17 protein-coding genes are annotated in these 20,306 nt (G+C 53.0%); 9 read left to right on the top strand and 8 right to left on the bottom strand.

The features are described 5' to 3' along the window. Positions 1–1,178 precede the first annotated feature (1,178 nt). Entirely contained in the window at positions 1,179–2,639 is a 1,461-nt protein-coding gene (locus ACO0LB_RS06520) for an efflux transporter outer membrane subunit (protein ID WP_423047688.1), read from the bottom strand. A gap of 101 nt (positions 2,640–2,740) precedes the next feature. Here ACO0LB_RS06520 and ACO0LB_RS06525 point away from each other — a divergent pair, with 101 nt between their 5' ends. From ACO0LB_RS06525 to ACO0LB_RS06550, 6 genes are all read left to right on the top strand, one after another. Further along, positions 2,741–3,406, top strand: coding sequence for a TetR/AcrR family transcriptional regulator (locus ACO0LB_RS06525; RefSeq protein ID WP_423047690.1), 666 nt, complete (start codon positions 2,741–2,743; stop codon positions 3,404–3,406). Between the two features lie 83 nt (positions 3,407–3,489). Further along, positions 3,490–4,599, top strand: coding sequence for an efflux RND transporter periplasmic adaptor subunit (locus tag ACO0LB_RS06530; RefSeq protein ID WP_423047692.1), 1,110 nt, complete (start codon positions 3,490–3,492; stop codon positions 4,597–4,599). Next, entirely contained in the window at positions 4,596–7,664 is a 3,069-nt protein-coding gene (locus ACO0LB_RS06535; protein WP_423047694.1) for an efflux RND transporter permease subunit, read from the top strand. The genes ACO0LB_RS06530 and ACO0LB_RS06535 overlap by 4 nt, the downstream gene beginning before the upstream one ends. Positions 7,665–7,705: 41 nt before the next feature. Next, a complete protein-coding gene (locus tag ACO0LB_RS06540) occupies positions 7,706–8,515 on the top strand; it encodes an oxidoreductase (protein WP_423047696.1) in 810 nt (269 codons plus the stop codon). A 113-nt stretch (positions 8,516–8,628) separates the two neighbouring features. Beyond that, the gene (locus ACO0LB_RS06545) at positions 8,629–10,041 is read left to right on the top strand and encodes an OmpP1/FadL family transporter (protein WP_423047698.1); all 1,413 of its coding nucleotides are present in this window, start codon (positions 8,629–8,631) and stop codon (positions 10,039–10,041) included. Between the two features lie 421 nt (positions 10,042–10,462). Then, a complete protein-coding gene (locus tag ACO0LB_RS06550; protein ID WP_423047699.1) occupies positions 10,463–10,846 on the top strand; it encodes a hypothetical protein in 384 nt (127 codons plus the stop codon). A gap of 237 nt (positions 10,847–11,083) precedes the next feature. Here the strand turns inward: ACO0LB_RS06550 and ACO0LB_RS06555 are convergent, their stop codons facing one another. The 5 genes from ACO0LB_RS06555 to ACO0LB_RS06575 form a co-directional block, all read right to left on the bottom strand. Beyond that, positions 11,084–11,902: an alpha/beta fold hydrolase gene (locus ACO0LB_RS06555; protein WP_423047701.1), complete on the bottom strand. Its 819-nt coding sequence runs from the start codon at positions 11,900–11,902 to the stop codon at positions 11,084–11,086. Positions 11,903–12,031: 129 nt separating this feature from the next. Continuing rightward, positions 12,032–13,180 (bottom strand): pyridoxal phosphate-dependent aminotransferase, encoded by a 1,149-nt coding sequence (locus ACO0LB_RS06560; RefSeq protein ID WP_423048060.1) that lies wholly within the window; start codon positions 13,178–13,180, stop codon positions 12,032–12,034. A 62-nt stretch (positions 13,181–13,242) separates the two neighbouring features. After that, positions 13,243–13,875, bottom strand: a complete 633-nt coding sequence (locus ACO0LB_RS06565; RefSeq protein WP_423047703.1) for an RraA family protein — start codon at positions 13,873–13,875, stop codon at positions 13,243–13,245. Then, the gene (locus tag ACO0LB_RS06570) at positions 13,872–14,537 is read right to left on the bottom strand and encodes an RraA family protein (protein ID WP_423047704.1); all 666 of its coding nucleotides are present in this window, start codon (positions 14,535–14,537) and stop codon (positions 13,872–13,874) included. The genes ACO0LB_RS06565 and ACO0LB_RS06570 overlap by 4 nt, the downstream gene beginning before the upstream one ends. After that, on the bottom strand, positions 14,534–15,202 hold the full coding sequence (locus tag ACO0LB_RS06575) for an RraA family protein (protein ID WP_423047706.1): 669 nt from the start codon (positions 15,200–15,202) through the stop codon (positions 14,534–14,536). The genes ACO0LB_RS06570 and ACO0LB_RS06575 overlap by 4 nt, the downstream gene beginning before the upstream one ends. A gap of 105 nt (positions 15,203–15,307) precedes the next feature. On the opposite strand from ACO0LB_RS06575, the gene ACO0LB_RS06580 reads away from it, so the two are divergent. Further along, a complete protein-coding gene (locus ACO0LB_RS06580) occupies positions 15,308–16,198 on the top strand; it encodes a LysR family transcriptional regulator (RefSeq protein ID WP_423047708.1) in 891 nt (296 codons plus the stop codon). Here the strand turns inward: ACO0LB_RS06580 and ACO0LB_RS06585 are convergent. Together ACO0LB_RS06585 and ACO0LB_RS06590 are read right to left on the bottom strand one after the other, a co-directional pair. After that, a complete protein-coding gene (locus ACO0LB_RS06585) occupies positions 16,195–16,404 on the bottom strand; it encodes a hypothetical protein (RefSeq protein ID WP_423047710.1) in 210 nt (69 codons plus the stop codon). The two genes, ACO0LB_RS06580 and ACO0LB_RS06585, sit on opposite strands and share 4 nt — an antisense overlap. A gap of 155 nt (positions 16,405–16,559) precedes the next feature. Next, positions 16,560–17,546, bottom strand: coding sequence for a hypothetical protein (locus tag ACO0LB_RS06590; RefSeq protein ID WP_423047712.1), 987 nt, complete (start codon positions 17,544–17,546; stop codon positions 16,560–16,562). An 852-nt stretch (positions 17,547–18,398) separates the two neighbouring features. On the opposite strand from ACO0LB_RS06590, the gene kdpF reads away from it, so the two are divergent. Beyond that, entirely contained in the window at positions 18,399–18,488 is a 90-nt protein-coding gene (gene kdpF, locus ACO0LB_RS06595) for a K(+)-transporting ATPase subunit F (RefSeq protein WP_423047713.1), read from the top strand. Further along, a complete protein-coding gene (gene kdpA / locus ACO0LB_RS06600) occupies positions 18,488–20,305 on the top strand; it encodes a potassium-transporting ATPase subunit KdpA (protein ID WP_423047716.1) in 1,818 nt (605 codons plus the stop codon). The genes kdpF and kdpA overlap by 1 nt, the downstream gene beginning before the upstream one ends. Position 20,306: the final 1 nt, after the last annotated feature.

Genomic DNA, 20,306 nt, shown 5'->3' on the forward strand with positions numbered 1-20,306 from the left:
CTTCACGCCGACCTCCGCTTCCTTTAACACCCCAATGATTTGTGTTCCCGTAAATCGCTTTTTCATGCTGCCTCGATAGGCAAACTCTACATCTTTATCGTACTAATTTTTTTGGGGGGCGGGCCACTTGAATCCTAAATTGGTAAGCTCCTCGTGGAGCTGCTTGAGGTTGCGTCTCTGCTTACGGGATTTGGCCGCCTCGGTCTTGAGTCAGCCGGAAAGCTGGACGGCGTATGGATCGATGGCGCTGTTGGATTGGCGCTCCGCATAGGCGGGTTCAGTGATTTCCGAGCGCAGATAGCGTCGGACGGTGTTGCGTGAGATGCCGAGTCTCTTGGCGATTTCTCAGAGCGGGACCTGGTCACGAAGGTGTCAGCGTCTGATTATTCCTAGTAGTGCCACGTCAATCACTCCGATCACCTACTCATTCTGAGGAGTAGGATTGTGTGCTAAACGTGGATCAATTTTCAGTGCAAATCAACACTTTCCGGAAGTCAGACTGTTGCTTTTTTAGTTTAGCTTTTTACTTTCAGAATTTTCTCTGGTTCTATTTTGTGGAAAACCTTTGCCTCCGTTTTAATGATCATGGCCGTATTTTTATTGCACATTCAGTTGACTGAGGTTTACGTTCTTTCATGGTTAAACTTGTTTTCTTTAATGCTAATCGAAATTTTTTTGTGCCAGAAAGTGATGTGTCAGATCCACAATCTCTACATTATTTAAACCCGAAAATGGAAAATATACATCGCCACAGATCCCAATACCGGGTGGGGTGAATCACCGTGACATTTTTATGGCATCTTTGAAAGCGATGTTGATGCATAGCGTACACGCCAGTTACCTTGATCCGTTGCCTATACTTTTCATGAGTGATCAAGTTCACCACCAATCGGGTCGATTGAACAGCGGCAGCAGGTTGGGGTAGGGGTATTGTTGGAAAGCTATACTGCGCCCACTTGCGGAGGTCATTGGTAGCGGGGCGCCAAACAAATCTCACAAGTGTGCCAGTTGAGCTGACATGTTTTTCAGCGATGTGTTCTACGCTCGGTAGCTTTTGCTTCGGCACACCGTTTTCGTATCCTCACGGACGTTAGATATAGTTGCTGCCTTACAAGTGAGGGCAGCATACCCAAGATGGCGTAGCAATACAATTTCACAGCCGTTTGCAGATGCCGTAGCTATTTCATTGCTACCGCTTCGGATTGGCGGGGTTGCCAACCGCCACCTAGTGCCTTGAATGCGGCGACTGCTGCGCGGGCTGATTCGGTTTGTGCTTGCGCTTGCATATCGGTCGCGCGTAGCAAGTTTTCGTCGGCTTGCAGGACTTCGATCAGGCTGACGACTCCTTTCTGGTATGCCGCAAACGAGGCACCTCTCGCCCGACTGAGCGAGCCCACACCCTGGGTGAGTATGTCAGCCTGATCCTCACGTTTGACCAGGGCCGAGAACGCATTTTCTACATCTTCGGTTGCTCGCAGCACGGCGAGCCGATAAGCCGCCAGCGCTTCTGCTTCCTGCCCTTTGGCCAGATCAATCTGTGCGTTGATGCGGCCAAAATCGAACAGACGCCAGCGAAGACCCAACACACCTGCTGCCTGGCTTGCACCACTGGTGAACAGGTTGCCGCCAGATACCGATGTCGCGCTGCCTATCAATCCGCTAAAGGAAAGCTTGGGATAGTACTCGGCTATCGCCATGCCGATACGGGCGTTCGATGCAGCCAGGCGGCGTTCTGCCACGATCAGATCGGGCCTGCGCCTGAGTAAATCACCTGGCGAACCGCTAGATGCAATTTGCGGGGCGGCCGGAATAGCGCCAGTATGAGCAAGTTCCACCCGGTAAGTGCCGGGTGGTTTGCCTAACATGACATCCAGCGCATTCGTAGCCGTATCTAGCCCTGTTTCGAGAATCGGTACCGATGCCCGCACCTGAGCCAGCGCAGCTTCGGCCTGACGCACTTGAAGTTCAGCCGTCAGCCCCTTGCCGTACAGCAGATTGACGGTGGCGAGCAGGTCTTGTTGCGTTTGCACTTGCTTGCGAGCGATGTCAAGGCGGGCTTGCAGTCCGCGGATACTAATATAGATATCGGCGGTTTGTGCTGCTACTGCCAGTTGTGTTGCCGTGGTACCCGCTTCAGAGGCCTGATATTCAGCAAGTGCAGCTTCCCGGCCACGACGCAAACCACCGAATACATCCAATTCCCAGCCTGCACCGAGGTCGACCTCATAGGCGTTGCCGTGGCGATCGAAATTGGGCTTTGAATTCATGATTTGCCCCAGCGGTGTTTCAAGCGATTGATAGGCACGTGCGCCCTGGGCATTGATATTGCCGGAAGGCAGCAGTGCGGCATTCGCGGCCCCCAGTCCTGCGCGCGTCTGGGCGACACGAGCGGACGCCTGGGCGAGATCCAGATTTTGCGCCAGCGCCAGTGTTACATAGCGAGTCAATTGTGGATCGCCAAAGCCCTCCCACCAGGCGATGAAGTCTGCGGTGACTTTGGAATGTCGCTGCTCAATCGTGGTTTGGCCCAAGTAGCGGTCTGGCATTGCGAGGGCAGGTTGATGGTAATCCGGTCCGACAGCGCAACCTGCTGCAAGACCGGTGGCGATGAACATCAAGAGAGAGCGTTTGATTGACATGGGCATCTTCCGTGAAGTGAAAAAGGGTGAAGTATCTGGTGACTATATCATGAAATGGTCACATGTTGTACAAATCAAATTTAAGGGGTAAGCTATCGGGCATGAGCAAAACAACCACCACAACCACCATAGCCACTGCAAGCATTACGCCGACCACGGCGGCCACGCATCCAAGCACAGCCCGGGGGCCGGTCGATCATGAAGTGCGGGATCAGATTGTCGTCGCGGCTACCGGACACTTTCGTCTATATGGTTACGAAAAAACCACTGTTTCCGATCTTGCCAAGGCCATTGGTTTTTCCAAGGCCTACATATATAAGTTCTTCGAGTCCAAACAAGCGATCGGTGAGCTAATTTGCGCAAATTGTCTGCGCGAGATTGAATCAGACGTCAGAACCGCTATGGAAGGAGTGAAGCACCCGTCGGAAAAATTACGGCGCATGCTTAAAACGATCGTGGAGTCCAGCCTTCGCTTGTTTTTTGAAGACCGCAAGCTGTATGACATTGCCGCCTCTGCCGCCACTGAAAACTGGGAATCGGTGCGCACCTATGAAGATCGCATCAAAATGCTGCTGCAAGACGTCTTACGTCAGGGGCGCGAGACAGGTGAGTTTGAGCGCAAGACACCGCTTGATGAGGCGGCGGCAGCAATTTATCTTGTCATCCGCCCTTATCTCAATCCCCTTATCCTGCAGTATAGCCTCGACTCCACAACTGATGCACCAGCACAACTATCCAGTTTAATCCTGCGAAGTCTATCCCCGTAAACGCGATATTTTAAAGTGACCATTGACATATTTGGTCACTGGTACCAAAATAGGAATCCTGTTCAGTCACATATGGGATTCCTATGTTCCGTCACATCGTTTTTTCTGCTGCCATCTCAACATTGCCGTTTGCACTGGTTGCGTGTGGCGTAAAACAGCAATCTGATCCGCGCACCGAAGCACCGCTGGTGAGGGCAGCGACCGTCCAGAGCGCGGTCGCTGCATCGCGTGCTTTTTCGGGTACCATCGCCGCCCGCGTACAAAGCGATCTTGGCTTCCGGGTTTCTGGCAAGGTATTGGAGCGACTTGTGGATACCGGGCAAACCGTCAAGCGCGGTCAGGTGCTGATGCGCATTGATCCCGCCGATCTGAAGCTGGCAGCGCATGCTCAGCAAGAAGCCGTAGCAGCGGCCCGTGCACGGGCATTACAAACAGCAGAAGATGAAGCCCGCTACCGCGACCTGCGTGGAACCGGTGCAATTTCGTCGTCAGCCTACGATCAGATCAAGGCTGCGGCAGATGCCGCCAAAGCTCAGCTCAATGCAAGCGAAGCCCAGGCGGAAGTTGCGCGCAATGCGAGTCATTATGCAGAGTTAGTGGCCGATGCCGATGGCGTCATCATGGAAACACTGGCTGAACCTGGCCAGGTTATCAGCGCAGGGCAGGTCGTGGTACGCGTTGCCCGCGCCGGACGCCGCGAAGCCATCATCCAGTTACCTGAGACTTTGCGTCCTGCTGTCGGTTCGTTTGCCAAGGCCAGCTTATTTGGTAAAGAGGGTCATGCGGTTACTGCAAAACTCAGGCAACTCTCCGAGGTGGCAGATAAGCTGACCCGCACTTATGAAGCGCGCTATGTACTCGATGGCGATCTGTCTGACGCTCCGCTGGGCGCGACCGTTACCATTCAGATTCAGGGCGGACCTGCTGTCATACAGGACGCCTTGCGGGTGCCGATTGCTTCCGTATTTGACGCAGGCAAGGGGCCTGGCGTCTGGGTTATCGAGGGAGAACCGGCAAAGGTTTCGAGGCGTGCCGTCACGCTTCTGCGTCTGGATGACGATGGTGGGTATGTCACCGGTCAAATCAAACAGAGTGACCGGATTGTCGCACTTGGTACGCACTTATTGCGCGAAGGTGAGTTGGTACGGGTGGCCAGTCAGGCCGCAGCCACAACGTCAGGAGTGACGCCATGAGTGAAGGTCGTTTCAACTTATCTGCGCTTGCGGTACGCGAGCGAGCTATCACACTGTTCCTGATTTTCCTGATTTCCGCCGCAGGCATTCTTGCCTTCTTCAAGCTCGGTCGCGCGGAAGACCCGCCGTTTACGATCAAGCAGATGACTGTCGTTACTGTATGGCCCGGGGCGACAGCCAGAGAGATGCAGGATCAGGTCGCTGAACCACTGGAAAAACGTCTGCAAGAGTTGCGCTGGTACGATAAGACCGAAACCTATACTCGTCCAGGCATGGCGTTCAGCATGATTTCCCTGCTCGATAAAACGCCGCCGTCAGAGGTTCAGGAGCAGTTTTATCAGGCACGTAAAAAGCTTGGCGACGAAGCAAAAAAACTTCCAGCCGGGGTAATCGGGCCCATCGTCAATGACGAATATGCCGACGTCACGTTTGCACTGCTTGCGCTTAAAGCCAAGGGCGAGCCACAACGCTTGCTGGTGCGCGATGCAGAAACACTGCGTCAGCAACTGCTGCATGTCGCAGGTGTGAAAAAAGTTAATATCATCGGCGAGCAACCCGAACGCATTTTCATCTCGTTTTCGCACGACCGCCTTGCCACACTGGGCATCCTGCCGCAGGATATTTTCACTGCACTCAACAATCAGAACGTGCTGACTCCCGCTGGTTCTATCGAGACCAAGGGGCCGCAGGTTTTCCTTCGCATCGATGGCGCGTTCGATAATCTGGAAAAGATTCGCCAGACTCCAATTACTGCGCAGGGGCGGACACTGAAGCTGTCAGATGTGGCGACTGTCGAACGTGGTTATGAGGATCCAGCCACTTTCCAGGTCCGCAATCATGGTGAACCGGCATTGCTGCTGGGCGTCGTGATGCGCGACGACTGGAACGGACTCGATCTGGGTAAGGCACTTGAAGCGGAAATCAAAAAAATCAACACCAGTCTGCCACTCGGAATGTCCCTGACCAAGGTGACCGATCAGTCCGTCAACATCAGCTCGGCAGTGGACGAATTCATGGTCAAGTTTTTCGTGGCCTTGCTCGTCGTGCTGGTCGTTTGCTTTGTCAGCATGGGGTGGCGTGTCGGTATCGTGGTCGCAGCGGCGGTACCGCTGACCTTGGCTGCTGTATTCATCATCATGGCGGCCACCGGCAAAAACTTCGACCGCATCACGCTAGGCTCGCTGATTCTGGCACTGGGCCTGCTGGTGGACGACGCCATCATCGCCATCGAAATGATGGTGGTGAAAATGGAGGAAGGGTATGACCGTATTGCCGCATCAGCGTACGCATGGAGCCACACGGCGGCGCCCATGTTGTCCGGCACGCTGGTCACCGCCATCGGCTTCATGCCGAATGGATTCGCGCGCTCTACTGCAGGCGAATACACCAGCAATATGTTCTGGATCGTTGGCATCGCCCTGATTGCATCCTGGATTGTGGCCGTTGTATTCACGCCTTATCTGGGTGTGAAGATGTTGCCTGACATTAAAAAAGTCGAGGGTGGGCATGCCGCTATTTACAATACCCGCCACTACAATCGCTTCCGGCTGGTATTAGGGCGGGTCATCGCGCGTAAATGGCTGGTAGCCGGCGCTGTCGTCGCGACATTCGTGCTGGCCGTTGCTGGCATGGCTCTGGTCAAGAAGCAGTTCTTCCCAACCTCCGACCGGCCAGAAGTGCTGGTAGAAGTGCAGATGCCGTATGGCACTTCGATTGAGCAAACCAGTGCCGCGACGGCAAAGGTTGAAGCCTGGCTCGCCAAACAGAAAGAAGCCAGAATCGTGACGTCTTACATCGGTCAGGGTGCTCCACGTTTCTTTCTGGCGATGGCTCCTGAGTTGCCTGATCCTTCGTTTGCCAAGATCGTCGTGCTCACAGGTGACGACAAAGAACGCGAAGCTCTCAAGCTCAGACTGCGCCAGGCAGCGGCTGACGGTCTGGCTTCTGAGGCGCGGGTGCGTGTTACCCAGATCGTATTTGGTCCGCCTTCGCCATTCCCCGTGGCCTACCGTGTCATGGGACCTGATCCGGACAAGCTGCGTGCGATCTCTTCGCAAATCGAGGCCATCATGCATGCGAGTCCGATGATGCGTACCGTCAACACGGATTGGGGACCACGCGTACCTGCCTTACACTTAACGCTGGAACAGGACCGCTTACAAAGCGTTGGGCTGAGTTCGTCATCGGTCGCCTTACAGTTACAGTTTCTGTTAAGCGGAGCAACGATGACGGAGGTCCGCGAGGATATCCGTTCCGTGCAGGTGGTTGGTCGTGCAGCCGGCAATATCCGTCTCGACCCCGCGAAAATCGCAGGCTTTACACTGGTCGGATCGGCGGGACAACGCATCCCGCTGTCCCAAGTAGGCAAGGTCGAGGTTCGCATAGAAGATCCCATTCTGCGCCGTCGTGACCGTACACCGACCATTACGGTGCGCGGCGACATCGCCGAAGGGCTGCAACCGCCGGACGTTTCCAGCGCCATCATCAAGCAGTTACAGCCTGTCATTGACCAGCTTCCTTCGGGCTACCGGATTGAACAGGCTGGCTCGATCGAAGAATCCGGCAAGGCTTCTACGGCGATGCTACCGCTGTTCCCTATCATGATAGCGCTCACGCTGCTCGTCATCATTCTGCAGGTCCGCTCGATCTCGGGGATGGTCATGGTGTTCCTGACCAGTCCATTAGGGTTGATCGGTGTGGTGCCGACGCTGCTGTTGTTCCAGCAACCATTCGGCATCAATGCACTGGTTGGGCTGATTGCGCTGTCAGGCATCCTGATGCGCAACACGTTGATACTGATCGGACAGATTCGTGAAAACGAAGAGGCCGGGCTGGACCCTTTCCGCGCCGTTGTCGAAGCCACCGTGCAGCGTGCCCGACCTGTGGTCCTGACGGCATTGGCAGCAGTACTGGCCTTCATTCCACTGACCCATTCCGTGTTCTGGGGGACGCTTGCCTACACGCTGATTGGCGGCACATTAGCAGGAACAATTCTGACTCTGGTGTTCTTGCCAGCGATGCATTCCATCTGGTTCAAGATCAGGCCAAGTCCATCGCAAAGCTGATGTGCTGCCCGTCCTCATTCACTTAGACAAAAGGAACTACCATGTCGAATTCTAAAGTTGTCGTTGTTACCGGCGTGTCATCAGGCATTGGGCGCGCCACTGCGGAGAAATTTGCCAAGCTTGGTTGCCGGGTATTTGGTACCGTGCGCAACCCGGCAAAAGCGCAAGCAATACCAGGCGTTGCACTCATTGAGATGGATATCCGTGACGAAGCGTCGATTGAGCGCGGTATCCAGACCATCATCGCTCAGGCCAAACGCATCGATGTGCTGGTCAATAGTGCAGGTGTGACTTTGCTCGGCGCGACGGAAGAAACCTCGATTGCTGAAGCGCAGACCTTGTTTGATACCAATCTCTTCGGCCTCTTGCGTACGATCAAGGCCGTGCTGCCGCACATGCGCGAGCAAGGTTCTGGGCGCATCGTCAACGTCAGCTCAGTTCTGGGTTTTTTGCCTGCGCCATACATGGCGCTCTATTCGGCGTCCAAGCATGCCGTTGAAGGACTGTCCGAGACCCTGGATCACGAGGTACGTCAATTTGGCATCCGCGTTGCGCTTGTTGAACCATCCTTTACAAAAACCAACCTGGATCTCAACGCACCCCAGACCATCTCCAGAATTCCTGACTACAGCAAAGAACTTGGCATCGTTTCCCAGGCTATCCAAAACAACGTCCAAAAAGCACCTGCGCCCGATGGCGTTGCCACCACGATTGTCAACGCCGCGCTAGGTGCATGGAAGATGCGCCATACGCCCAAAGGCGAGGCGTCTCTTCTTGCCAGGTTGCGCCGCTTCATGCCCGCCGCTCCTGTCGAGAAAGGTCTGCGAAAGACGTTCGGGCTGGCCAGCTGATTTTGTAGAGAGACTGTGGCGACGTCGCTGCAGAAATGAAATACATGAGTACCCATAACAATTTGGTTAACAATCGCATCAACAGATTTATCAACAATGACGGAGACTACATCATGAAGCCTAAATTTATTACTCTGAGCATCGCTGCAGCCTTAGGTGCTGCATCCCTGTCCTCGCACGCATCTGGCTATCGTTTCGGATCGCAAAGTGTGTCGGCACAAAGTACTGCCGAAGCCAATGGTGCCGAAGCAATTGACGCATCCACGATTTTCGCCAACCCAGCCGGCCTGAGTCGTCTGGAAGGCACTCAGATCGTCGGTGGCGTCACCGCTGTCATACCGAATTCGAGTTTCACTGACAGCGGCTCCAGGCGCTTTACAGGTACCAGTTCTGGCGGCCCGACTACTCAGGACAGCTACACACCGGGCGTGGTGGCGGCACCATCCTTGTATGTCAGCAGAAAGATCAACGACCAGTGGGTCGCTGGCTTTGGCCTGTTCGTGCCTTACGGTAGCAAGCTGGACTACGACAACAACTGGTCTGGTCGTTACGCGATGACGAATATAAAGCTGGAATCGATCAACCTGAATCCATCGCTCAGCTTCAAGCTCAATGAACAGCATTCGTTTGGCTTTGGCGTGAGCGCGCAGTTGATGAAAGCGAGTCTGGGGCAGGGCGTAGACGTACCAGGGTCGATTGCCGCTTTGACTGGCACACCTGCTTCTGCTGCTTTGCTACGCACTATTGTGGTGGCTGGCGGCAACCCAGCCACTCTTGCCGGCGTCAAGGATGGGCGAGGTACTATGGATGGCGAGGACTGGGGTTATGGCTGGAATCTGGGCTATCTGTTCCAGCTCGACAAGGACACGCGCTTTGGCCTGGCCTACCGTTCGCCGATCTCGCATTCACTGACAGGCAGCGCCGTTTGGGACTTTAACATCACCACCGATGCGGTCGTCAACAAGATTATTGCGGCTAACTCAGGCAAGAACAACTCTGCTGTATTGCTGAGCATCCGCACACCTGAGACTTTCTCTATCAATGGTTTCCGACAGATCGATCCGAAGTGGGCCGTCATGGGGGACGCCACCTGGACCCGTACTTCGCGCTTGAAAAATCTGAACATTCAGTTTCCCGGAACAGTGCAGGGTGACGAGGTGATACTTCAGAACTGGAAAAATACCTGGCGCTTCTCTGTTGGATCGAGCTACAAACTGGACGAAAAATTGACGCTACGTGGCGGTGTATCATACGACCAGTCACCAGTTGCGGGCGTTACACTGCGTCACCCGGCGTTACCAGATGCGAACCGTGTGCAACTGTCATTTGGTACAAACTGGAAGCTGAACGACAACTCATCCGTGGATCTGGCGTATTCCTATTTGCACTTTCAGGATGCCAGTGGAAGCTACAAAAATTCCTGTTCACCTTTGATCAGCGGATGCACTGGCAACGGGGAACTCACCCAGGGCACCTGGCAAACTCGACTGCATATGATCAGCGCGGCTTATAATTATCGATTCTGAACCTGTTGTTTTTGAAAAAAATCTACCTGCGATGAGAACTTGATTACGTTCTTAGCTTGTGTGATCGAGGTCTGTATGCAGCGCAAAATGCACATGTATAAGCATGTTGCGTTTCATATGGGTCGATCATGTTAGTCGTTGTTTGCTATAGATCGGAAGGCAGGTTCTTGGGAGTTTTCAGCTATAAAAATTGTAATGATGATTCTAGCGACGATTTCGGTTGAAAAAGTCCGCCGCAAAAATACCAGTTTGGGTGTCACTGCATCCATTCTCGGGCGCTATAGAAATAGGGATAAAAATTTGGTGTCGGATTTATTTTTTTGATATCGCCAAAGATGAAATGACAGATTTGCTATTTTGTTCTTTAATCTTTTTAAGATTGTATTGTCGTTAGATCTAAGCTATATCGGTGAGACATTGTATGACCAGGATGAAGATACGCTATGTCGATGTACAAGCCGCTATTGATAAATTAATTGCTGAAGACAAGCCAATTAATGTTGAGAGTGTGAGTCCCTTAATCGGAAAATGGATAAGAAAAGCTACGATAGAAATATTTATTCGAAGATGGAGGGCGGAGCATTTAAAAGATTTGATAAAGGGGGAATATAAAAAAAATATACCGATTGATCTGATAAGTACATCTTCAAATGATACGGGGGACGTGTTGTTCCAAGGCGAATCAATTGCGAAATATCAAGAGAAAATTGAATCACAAGAACTCATGATTCTTGAATTGAAAAGTCAATTGAAGATACTTAAAAGTGCCTGTTCTTCAGATATAGATCCGAAAGGACTAACTTAATTTCAGCAGTCTGATCGAGAATATTGGTGGCAATACCAAAGCTGATATTTTTGACTATATTGAACTGTTTTATCATCGTCAGCGTCGACATAGTCATCTCAATCTCAGTTGCAGTTTCCGGAAAACACATGTGATGTGTGGGCGCTTTCGGGGCATCTTGTCATCGCGCGCAGATACAGGACGCCATGCAGGCGGGTTGACCCAACGTCCAGACCTATAAGCATCAGGTTTCGTGCCTCAAACCTCTTCAGCCGCAGCATGGAAATCCGCGATCTCTTCCCACATAGCCACTGGGTTGGAATACATGGGAAAGTGGCCGCATTTGGGAATCTCGGCAAGACGGACGCCGTTCGTTTCGATGTGGTTCAAATAGGAGAGCGATCGGTTCTGTTCGCCATACATGAACATTTTGGGACAAGCAAGATCGAGGAACTTGTTCATCAGGTCACCGTTGTCGGACAGTTCGACCATGGATTGAAATATGCCGCGCACGGCACCGGCTCGGACTTTGTGACGCAGACTTGATGCATACAAGGCACTGGCATAGGCCGGAGCGTGAAGAGTCCGCTCAATGAACTCGTCAAAGAATCGCTCCGGATTCGCTTCCGGATAGTTGACAATTTGCCTGCTCAGGAAACAGTCCTCGGGCGCAATATTTCCTTCGATATCGACAAAACTGAGCACTCTGCCCGGGTTCTGGTGCGCGAGCATCAGGGCTGTCAAACCTCCCATGGAATGGCCGACAAGGTGAAAGCTCTTTATTTCGAACCGCTCAAGTACTTCCAATGCAGTGTTCACCAACAAAGGGATGGATATCTGCGAAAGGTCGGAGCAGGTGCTCTCACCGCAGCCGGGTGCGTCGTAGGCAAGGAACGGACGGCCAGTAAAGGCGGTGTGCCGAACGATATCCGCATAGTCTTCTTTGGTAGAGCCAAAGCCATGCAGAAACACGATTGGGGCGAGGTCGCCATCGCGCTGAATCGTTGCAACGTCGACTTCAACACCTGCCATAGAAAACGGCAGGTGGGTCTTTATGAATTCTTTTTGCGCTGGCACGTACTGCTCCTAAGTTGAGAAAAGATCGTTGATGCGAAAGTGCAGGCGAGGGATTTGCCTGCCCTTGAAAGTAATCGCATATTCCACATTTTTTCGTTGATTTCGTTGATTACCTACTTGTCATGACGCTTACCGCAGTGTCTGGCAGAACCGCTTGATCGCTGCACACGCCTGGCGCAGAGATTCATTGTCCAGCGCGTAAGCGATGCGAATGTAAGGCCCTAATCCGAACGCGCTGCCATGGACCACAGCCACGCCGGCTTCGTCGAGCAATGCATAGGCGACATCCTCATCGGTCGACAGTATGGTTCCAGCCGCAGTGATTCTACCGATCAGCTCCTCGCAAGAGGCGAACGCGTAGAATGCGCCGCCAGGATTTTCACATTTCAAACCCGGCGTATCGTTAAGCATCTGCACTACCATATCGCGCCGTGCTTCAAATGCCGATCTCGATTCCTGAATAAAATCCTGCGGCCCGGTAAGCGCGGCGAGTGCCGCATGCTGAGAGATCGAAGAAGCTCCCGAGGTTTGCTGCCCCTGGAGTTTTTCCATGGCCTCGATCAGCCACCGGGGGCCGGTGCCGTAGCCGATGCGCCAACCTGTCATGGCATAGGCCTTGGATACGCCGTTCATGGTCAGCGTTCTGGCTTGCAGGCGCGGTTCGACCTGAGCCATCGTATGGAATGCAATACCGTCGAAGATCAAGTGCTCATAGATATCGTCCGAGAGCACAAGTATCTGCGGATGAGCGAGCAATACTTCAGCCAAGGCAACGAGTTCATCCCGGGTATAGACGGCGCCCGTGGGATTGGATGGCGAATTGAGGATCAGCCAGCGTGTTTTGAGCCCAATAGCCTCGCGCAAGGCTTCAGGCGTGAGCTTGAAGCCACTTGCACTGCCACAAGGAATAATGACAGGGGCAGCGCCACACAGTTGCACCATCTCCGGGTAACTGACCCAGTATGGCGCCGGAACGATCACTTCATCACCGGTATTAAGTGTCGCTGCCAATGCGTTGTAGATCACCTGTTTGCCGCCGCTGCAGACGATGGTGTCTTCCCAAGTCGTGTCAATACCGTTTTCATTGCGGAATTTGGCTGCGACTGCCTCGCGCAGAGATCGCATGCCGGCTACCGGAGTGTAACGCGTGTGTCCGGCACCAATCGCAGCGATGGCAGCCTCCCGGATATGTAAAGGCGTATCGAAATCCGGCTCGCCAGCACTCAGGGAAATGATCCTGGCACCTGACGCCCGGCGCGCGGCGACACGGTCGATCATGCGGTAGGTAGCCGAGGGCTGCGCCAGGGCCAGATTGACGTTCAAAGTTTGTAAAGAGTTGTTCACGAACCTGTCCTCCATGCAGAAAGACCCAACAAATCCAGCGTGGTCGCACCCTGCGACAATTGCTTCATCATGTCGGCTTCCTTGCTCGCCCTGGCTTCTGCCGTAGCGATGGTGCGCTCAATATCTCCGGCAGGGATGATGATAACGCCGTCGTCATCGGCAACGACCAGATCGCCGGCATGAATTAACATGCCACCGAAGTACATAGTCTGTCCGACCGAAGGACTGCTCGCCTTGATTGTTCCACGCACACTTACGCCTCGTGTGAAAACTGGAAATTGGCGCCGGGTCATGGCGGCTACATCCCGTACGCCACCGTCAATAACTAGTCCCGCAATTCCCGCCGCTTCCGCTGCAACAGTCAGCACTTCTCCCCAATACCCGGCAACGAAATTGCTAGTGCCGACAACCAGAACGCTGCCGCGCGGCGCGCGTTCCATGGCGAGGTGAATGGAGAGATTGTCACCGGGTGAGCAGACCAGGGGAAACGCTGGTGCAGCAATAGCAGCGCCGGCCCAGATGCTGCGGATATCAGGATCGACGGAACAAGGCAGGCCAGAAGCCTCATAGAGTGTTGAACTTCCGAGCTGTTTGCAGCGCGCGGTTACGTTTGCAGTGAGGGTCATCATGATCCTTTCCTTTGCAATGTGTGATAGCCCAGTACCTCACGGGCCTCTCTGAGAGTCTTTCCCTGCTCAAGCTGAGCCCGAATGTGTGCTTCCACCTGCTCGATCTTGCGCGCCGTCTCTGCAACCTCCCTGGCGCGTACGCGGGGAACGACAACGACGCCGTTGGCATCAGCGATGACGATGTCACGCGGGAAAACGCGTGCCATGCCTACTGACACCGGCACGTTCGTGGCCTCGACCTGCACTCTATCCTTCCCAGTGCGCATGAAGCGCCCCCGGCTGAATATCGGGTAGGCGTCTCCGAGTGCTTTCGAAACGTCGCGGCAGACGCCGTCAATAACGGTGCCGGCAATCTTTTTGGCGCCGGCATACTGGGTCATGATGTCGCCCCAGACCGTGCAGTCGGTACGAGCATCGTTGTCGATCACGACCACATCGCCCTCAGCGACATCATCGATAAAATCGCCCACTGTCCCGGGTGGTGTGCTGGCCGAAACGTACTTAACCGTGAAGGCCGGGCCAATAACGACGTCCTTGTAATTATCCAGCGGCGCGATGCCAAGGCATTGGCCGGGCAAGCCCAGCTTGTCCATGGCATCCGAGACTCCCGGCGTGTCCAAGCCTTCGAACAAGGCAGCGATTTCCTTGTCTTCGTGATTCATTTCACGCTCCCTGACTGTATGGCCTCGAATTCCTTGTCGTGCATGACGTCGGCGACAGAGCGTCCCGATCGCACGGCTTGGACCATGCCATTCTGGCGTCGCGCGATACGCTCGCCGAGATCAATAACTTCGGCAATGCAGTCTGCAGGTACGAAGACAGTGCCGCAGCGATCGGCGATCACGTAATCGTTCTCCCGCACTGTAACTCCCGCTACGTCGACTGGCCGACCGGATGATACTTGCACGACACGGTTGCGAGCACTGATCATCGTGACCCCGCGGCCGTAGACAGGATAGGCAATGGATTCACTTCCTTCGATGTCCCGGCTGTTGCCATCAATAATGGAGCCACGAATGCTCTTCACTTGAGCTGCATTAGCAAGGATGTCGCCCCAGCAGGAAATTCCGTCGAGACCGCCGGCAATCACCAGAATGCGATCATCGGTGGTGATGTCTGAGATGACGGGCGAAATCAGGTGAGCCGTGGGTGCCGAGTCGGTCTTCGGTCCCAACTGAATCGTACTGGCACGGCCGACGATTTTCGGACAGTTCCACAGGGGGCGAATGCCGAAGGTCGTTCCGGGAAGATTGAGAAAGTCCAGGGCATCCGACACCGTGTTGGTATCAAGAGCCGACAGGCGTTCGAGCAGGCTTACTTGGGTCATAAGAGTATCCTCAGGTTGGTTGCGTAAGCCTTACTCTGAGGTATAAGATATGATACGTAAATTCCAAAGAACAGATCATATTCTTCTGAAAAACCTATCACTAACATGATCAACTTTCGCCTGATACGACACCTATGGCTTTTTCTCGTTGTTGCCGAAGAGAAGTCCTTCAGAAAGGCTGCAGAGCGCCTGGGGATGTCTCAACCGCCGCTGACCGAGCAAATTCAAGTCCTCGAACAATCCCTCAAGGTGAAATTGTTTGAGCGGTCACGGCGTGGCGCTCAACTCACTCCGGTCGGGGCTGCGATTTTCCCTGCCGTGCAGAAGCTGGCCGAGCAACTGGAGCGCCTCGAGTTCGTTGTGCGGGAAGCCGCCGCTGGACAATCCGGCGTATTAACCATTGGCGCCATCACCTCCGCAATGCTGGACGTACTTCCCGACATCATCGCAAAACTCAAGTCCGGGTATCCGCAGCTCACGGTTTCGGTAAGGGAAATTGATAGCGTGGATGCGGTTCCGTCATTGCTTACGGGCGAGATCGATTTGGCTTTCGCCCGCCTGGAGGGTGACTTGGGTGAGACGGTGCAAGTCCTGCCATTGATGCAGGAACGCCTCGCAGTAGCACTCCCACGCACACATCCTTACGCTGAAAAACCGCGCATCAGTCTTGCATCGCTCGCCGAAGAAGACTTTGTGATGTTTGCGCGCCGGGTAAGCCCGCTCTACTTCGATCACTTGATCGCGTCGTGCCAAGCACGCGGATTTTCACCGCGCATAGTGCACGAAGTCAGTTCGGTAGCTTCCCAGATTGCTTTCGTCGGATGCGGTCAAGGCATAGCACTGGTGCCAGTGATATTGAAAAAACTGGCTCCGGAAAACGTGATGGTCCGACCTCTTCAAGAAAGGGTGGACGTTGTAACCACAGCTATTGCATGGAATACAACAAGATCGAATCCTTTCGTAGATGCAGTGATTGCCCAAGTTCGGTCGCGCTAGGGATGTACGCTATCGGTCAGGTAGGACAGCAGCTGGCGCGCCTGCACCGATAGTCCGTTCGGGCTGCGCACCCACAGCCGCAATTCATGCGTCGCCCAGACATTATCAATGCGTAACGGATCCGAGCCGACAATTGGCCCGCATGAATCGCCACAAGTTCCCTGGACACTCGCCAGCCGTTCGAAATACTGCTTTTCGTAATTCATCGGCGAACTCTTCAATAAGCGGCGGCCTAAAAAAGACCAGGTGAATATTGATGTGAACCATCAGCGGCTGGCCAGCGGGTTCACTGGCGAGGACAAGATGTGGCAGCAGATTGTGACGATCATGTCAAATTTTTATGATGGCTTGCAAGGGCTCTTCAATAGAAAGCACTTGTTTGTGGGCATTTGACCTTGCTGGCGGGTTTCACTTCAGTCAGTTGCAGCTTGTTATCCAGCATCCAACCACTGACACGCTTGCGGGTGAGAATATTCCCTTTCCCAAAGCTGTCGATACTGATTACAAAGGCCATGGCAGATTTGCCATAACTGCATTCGGTTTCAAATTTTACGCCTTCTTTGGCTGTGACAACTGGCAAAGGAAGTGCGTACTGTTTCAAAGGCGGTTTTGCCATCTCTGCAGCAGTGGCCTTTTCATAGTCGTTAATGGTATCGACAATAACTGCCGCATTTGAATAATGATCAAGTCCAGGGCCTGTCGGGGTGTCACCGGACCGTTGCGCCAATACCTGCACAAAGTGGCCCGTGATGAATTCGGCCGTAACGTTGCCCCATTTATCTTTCCATTCCTTGCGCGACAGTGACATCGTGCTGGTGGGGGCGGTGGCTGTCGTCGCCGCGCCACCGTGCTCAGCAACCGGGGCGGGCATAGTGCTTGCGACAGGAGCTGGTGCAGCTGCTTTGGGTGACGGTGCAGTAACTAATGCTGGTTTGACAGGAGCGGCAGCAACTTCCTCACCCTGGAATGCATATTTACCATCAAAGGGTACATCCCCCCAAGAACTTGCACATGCCTCTACATGCAATTGCATGCCACCGGCAGCACGTTTCAAGGTCATGGTGCAACGTCCCTCGCTAAAGTTCCATCCGCCAGGTGCATCGGATAATTTGCCTTCCCCGGCCCCGCTGCGCAAATTGCCTGGCTTACCTTTTTCAGAAACTTCGAGTGTGAATTTGCCGTCAGGTTTGACTGTTAGCAGACGCTCAAAACCTTTATCGCTGGCATCATAAATACCGGCCTTGGGATAAGGACTATAGTCCGCCGCCAGCACAGGTGCTGCCAGACAAGACAGTGCCAGACTTGCTGACAACAAACGAATAGCGCCAAAGGTAGTTGATTTTTTCATGTAAGCAAATGAAGTTGAATAGGGTGGATGAACGAAGCCGCATATCCACATGCGCCAGGCATGAAGACAGTGTGCAATTGCTGCATTAAGCCGGATGATGGTGCATGACCGTAAAAATCATGTCAATCAATTAATTGTGTATTTTATATCAATGCGCAACAAAGTGTAAGTGGACTTGTACTGACTGTTTGACTTTGATAGTTGCTCTATCACGTTTCAAAGCTGATAGGACTTACGCAAAACCGCCCCAACTAAGCCGCAGCTAACAAGTACTGCCTGTGTCGCTCGCGCCTTGCCGAGTCAGTTATGCGTAAACCCTATATACATTGGAATCCTTGGCGCGCAGACATCCCCCCCCCACGTCTGCCCTCAAAATGGGGCGCTTTTGACTCAAATATGCGTCAGTGCTTAAGATCAGGCCAGGCTTGCGTTTGCCGTGACCTGGTGAGTGCCAGAAGCTTTAGGTAATGTAAAAGGTAATTAATTTTTAATTCATTGATTTATAAGGATATTGGTTATTGAGGGAAATACCATTTAGTTACTCCAACATACTTCGCTATGTTCAACACGTAAGGTGTCGTTCTATGGTTCACCGCAATATGCGGTTGTTCGATACTAATTAAATGCTACGTTCACCTGGCCTTTAGCCCAATTTTTACAGTTTGTTTACAGCTTCGTCCTGAGTTTTAACAAAATTCTTAGGTACTTTTGTCTATTCTCCATTGTGTAGAAAAACCGGGAGAGAGAAGTGATGGAAGTGTTGATGGACATTCTTTATACAGGCGGGATAGTCATCTGTTTTTTGATGATCTGGATCCTGATGTTGGTGTGTGAAAAATTAGGAGCGAAGTCATGAACATGTTTTATATCGGCGGTGCTGTGATTGCCGCAGGTTTGTTGGTGTATCTGGTGATCGCGTTATTGAACGCAGAGGAACTGTGATGACGACACAAGCGCTTATTCTATTAATCGTATTTTTAGCGGGATTACTGGTGTTGTCGTATCCCTTAGGGATACTGATTGCAAAAATTGCTGATGGCAAAGCGTCAGTGCCCGGAATGCGATGGCTGGCCTGGTTAGAGCGAGGCATGTATAAACTCGCTGGAGTCAAAGCAGACGAAGGTATGTCCTGGAAAGGGTATACCTTAGCCTTACTGGTATTTAATGTACTCGGTACCTTGTTTGTTTATGCGATACAGCGATTGCAATTATGGTTGCCGCTGAATCCGCAAGCGATGCCGAATGTCAGTGCTGATTCGTCCTTTAACACAGCGGTCAGTTTTGTCAGTAACACGAACTGGCAAGGATACGTCGGTGAAGGAACGATGAGTTACCTGACGCAGATGCTGGCGTTGGCCGGGCAGAATTTTTTCTCAGCGGCGACTGGCATTGCCGTGGTCTTCGCCCTGATACGCGGTTTCGCTGCGCACTCATCCAAATCCATAGGTAATTTCTGGGTCGATCTCACGCGCTCGACCTTATATCTGTTGCTGCCTTTGTCTGTAATCTTCGCTGTTTTCCTGATGGGACAAGGCGTGGTGCAGAATTTCTCGGCATACAAAGACGTGCAGTTAGCCGATGCCGTGACCTATAGCATGCCTAAGACTGGCGCGGATGGTCAGCCTTTAAAAGACAGCAAAGGCGCACCTGTAACGGAAGAGATGACAACCCGCGCACAGACACTGGCGATGGGGCCAGTTGCCTCGCAAGAAGCGATCAAGCTGTTGGGAACCAACGGTGGCGGCTTCTTCAATGTGAACTCTGCACATCCTTATGAAAATCCTACGCCTTTGAGCAATTTCTTTCAGATGATCGCAATTTTTCTGATACCGGCAGCCTTGTGTTTTGCATTTGGCCGCATGGTCGGCGATCAGCGACAAGGCTGGGCCGTATTGGCGACGATGACATTACTGTTCGTTGTGATGACGGTCGGTGTGATGGTGGCCGAGCAGCAGACACATCCTGTTTTGGCAGCGATGAATGTTGATCAGGCCAGCAGCGCCCTGCAGTCAGGTGGCAACATGGAAGGCAAGGAAACCCGCTTTGGTATCAGTGCATCTTCACTTTTTGTCGCAGTGACTACTGCTGCTTCTTGTGGCGCGGTGAATGCCATGCATGACTCCTTAATGCCACTCGGCGGTCTTGTCCCTGTCGCACTGATGCAATTTGGTGAAGTTGTATTCGGCGGGGTTGGCTCGGGTTTGTACGGCATGCTGATTTTTGCCATCCTCGCGGTATTTATTGCTGGTCTGATGATAGGTCGTACGCCTGAATATCTGGGTAAAAAAATCCAGTCGTATGAAATGAAAATGACCTCGGTCGCCATATTGGTTACGCCTGTACTGGTGTTAGCAGGTACCGCGATTGCAGTCATGACAGAGGCTGGTCGTGCCGGCATTCTGAATCCGGGAGCGCATGGTTTTTCTGAAGTGTTGTATGCATTTACCTCTGCCGCCAACAATAACGGTAGCGCATTTGCCGGTATCAGTGCCAACACACCTTTCTACAACATCATGCTGGCGATTGCGATGTGGTTTGGGCGCTTCGCCATGATTGTGCCCGTATTGGCAATTGCCGGTTCGCTGGCGGCTAAAAAACGTCTGGAAGTGAATGCTGGCACGATGCCTACGCATGGCTTGATGTTTATCGCCTTGTTGGCAGGCACCGTGGTTCTGATCAGCGTATTGAACTATGTGCCAGCACTGGCTTTAGGGCCGGTCGCCGAACATCTGCAAATGTTGCACCACGCTAAGAATTGAG

This window comes from Undibacterium sp. SXout7W, from assembly GCF_049339385.1.
Lineage (GTDB): Bacteria > Pseudomonadota > Gammaproteobacteria > Burkholderiales > Burkholderiaceae_D > Undibacterium.